3 protein-coding genes are annotated in these 2,526 nt (G+C 66.7%); 2 read left to right on the top strand and 1 reads right to left on the bottom strand.

Features of this window, described 5'->3' with window-relative positions; genetic code table 11:
* On the top strand, window positions 1–236 hold a 236-nt coding region (locus AC1D1T_RS31685; RefSeq protein WP_477993333.1), incomplete at its 5' end, for a porin.
* A gap of 33 nt (window positions 237–269) precedes the next feature.
* On the opposite strand, the gene AC1D1T_RS31680 is transcribed toward AC1D1T_RS31685, so the two are convergent.
* Window positions 270–1,037: an ABC transporter ATP-binding protein gene (locus AC1D1T_RS31680; RefSeq protein ID WP_465114797.1), complete on the bottom strand. Its 768-nt coding sequence runs from the start codon at window positions 1,035–1,037 to the stop codon at window positions 270–272.
* Between the two features lie 523 nt (window positions 1,038–1,560).
* On the opposite strand from AC1D1T_RS31680, the gene AC1D1T_RS31675 reads away from it, so the two are divergent.
* A partial coding sequence (locus tag AC1D1T_RS31675; protein ID WP_477993331.1) for a glycoside hydrolase family 48 protein occupies window positions 1,561–2,526 on the top strand: 966 nt, incomplete at its 3' end.

The raw sequence follows: 2,526 nt of genomic DNA, 5'->3' as shown, positions 1-2,526 counted from the left end.
CGCAGTACGTGCAGAACAAGGCCAAGAACGTGAACGAAGGCAAGACGCAAGCCYTCGGCGTCGGCTACCAGTACGACCTGTCGAAGCGCACGGCGCTGTACAGCGCGGTGACGCGCTTCAAGAACGAAGGCGACGGCTACGCCGACCGCTGGGCCAGCGCCGTGCCGGCCGGCCTGACGAACGCCGGGGATCGCAACATCACCGAGTTCACGACAGGCATCCGCCACAGCTTCTGATTCGGAAGCGGACGTGCTGCGCCGGGCGGTTGCTCAGCCTGGACCAGCCTTGCCGGCGAACTCGGCGAGCACGTCTTCCTTGACGCGCGAGAACGCGAGGCCCACGCGGTCTCGCGGGTGATCGAGCTCCACCGGCACGATGCGGCGGATGCGGCCCGGCCGCGGCTCCATCACCACCACCTTGCCGGCGAGGTAGACGGCTTCCTCGACGTCGTGCGTCACCAGGATCATCGTGATCCCTTCGGCCTGCCAGATGCGGTGCAGCTCCTGCTGCAGGTGGGCGCGCGTCAGCGCGTCGAGCGCGCCGAACGGTTCGTCGAGCAGCAGCACCTCGGGCCGGTTGACCAGCGCACGCGCGATCGCCACCCGCTGCGACATGCCGCCCGACAGCTGGTGCGGCCACGCCGTCTCGAAGCCGGCCAGGCCGACCAGCGCGATGTGCTCGCGCACCGTGTCGGCCTTCTGTTTCTCGCTGAGCTCGCCGTTCAGCAGCCCGAGCCCGATGTTCTGCTCCACCGTGAGCCACGGGAACAGCCGGTGCTCCTGGAACACGATGCCGCGGTTCAGGCTGGTGCCGACGATGCGCTCGCCGTCGAGCAGCACCTCGCCCTGGTAGTTCTCGTCCAGCCCGACGATCAGCCGCAGCAGCGTCGACTTGCCGCAGCCGCTGCTGCCGACGATGCTGACGAACTCGCCCGGGTTGACGGTGAGCGTGATGTCGTCGAGCACGGACAGCGGTTCGCCCTTCACTTCGTACTGCTTGCTCAGGTGCTGGATCTGCAGGGTGCCGGCGTGCGCCATGGTGGAGTGCCTCGGGGTGGAGTGCCGGACCTTAGGAGTGCGACACGGCGCTGTGAACTGCGCATTTCGCGTTTGCATATGTGCCGCGTCCCGCGGCAGGCGAGGTGGTCATCGCCGACCCCGGTCGTCTTCACCTTCGTCAACGACCTGTTGCATCTGATGGGGCTAACCCGAATGGCCGCGAGCACGCGAGCGGCGGCACACTGGTTCAGTTGAAATCGATTTCAACGGCAGTTGTAGACAGACCGTCCAGAACATGACGGCGCGCCGTCGCAAGACCGCCGCGCCGAGGGAAAGGAGACACGGAATGATGCAGTTGCAGTCCTCCCGCCGGCCATTGGCCACCCTTGAGCGCCCGGGCACCCCCAGCCCGTCCTGACGCGCTCGAACACTCCGCGAATCGTTGTACCCACCGCTGCGCCCTGGCGCCGCGGTGGCGCAGTGCGCTTGATCGCAGTTTCAGTCGCAGTCTCACTCGCAGTCTCACCATCGTGAAAACGTTTTCAAAACAGGAGACATTTCGATGAAGATCCGATTCCACATGCTTTCGGCCGTTGCCGCCGCCGTGCTCGCCTTGTCGCTCGCCGCACCGGCGCGCGCCGCCGATGCCGAGTACACGCAGCGCTTCCTGACGCAGTACAACAAGATCAAGGATCCGGCGAACGGCTACTTCAGCAGCGACGGCGTGCCGTACCACTCGATCGAGACGCTGATGGTCGAGGCGCCGGACTACGGCCATGAGACGACCTCCGAGGCCTACAGCTTCTGGCTCTGGCTCGAGGCCCAGTACGGCCGCGTCACCGGCGACTGGGCACCGTTGAAGGCCGCCTGGGCGACGATGGAGCGGACCATCATCCCGCCCACGGCCGACCAGCCCACCAACAGCTTCTACAACCCCGCCAAGCCGGCCACCTACGCCGGCGAGTTCGCGCTGCCGAAGAACTACCCCGCGCCGCTGGACAACTCGGTGACGCCGGGGCAGGACCCGATCGCCACCGAGCTCGCGACGGCCTACGGCACGCGCGACATCTACGGCATGCACTGGCTGACCGACGTCGACAACTGGTACGGCTACGGCCGCTGCGGCGACGGCACCACCAAGCCGGCCTACATCAACACCTTCCAGCGCGGGCCGCAGGAATCGGTGTGGGAGACGATTCCCCATCCCTCGTGCGACACCTTCCGCTGGGGCCGCAGCGGCGGCACGCAGGGCTTCCTGAGCCTGTTCATCGGCGACCAGAGCTACGCGAAGCAGTGGCGCTACACCAATGCGCCGGACGCGGATGCGCGCGCGATCCAGGCCGTCTACTGGGCCTCGGTGTGGGCGAAGGCGCAGGGCAAGGGCGCCGACGTGGCCGACCTCGTCAAGAAGGCGGCCCGCATGGGCGACTACCTGCGCTACTCGATGTTCGACAAGTACTTCAAGAAGATCGGCAACTGCGTCGGCGGACAAGTACTTCAAGAAGATCGGCAACTGCGTCGGCGGGCA

It is taken from the genome of Rhizobacter sp. P2_H3 (assembly GCF_056403355.1).
This window is presented reverse-complemented; position numbering and strand designations above follow the sequence as displayed.

Coding starts and splice junctions, on each gene's coding strand:
- AC1D1T_RS31680 (WP_465114797.1), bottom strand. CDS start 1,037: ATGGCGCACGCCGGCACCCTGCAGATCCAGCACCTGAGCAAGCAGTAC.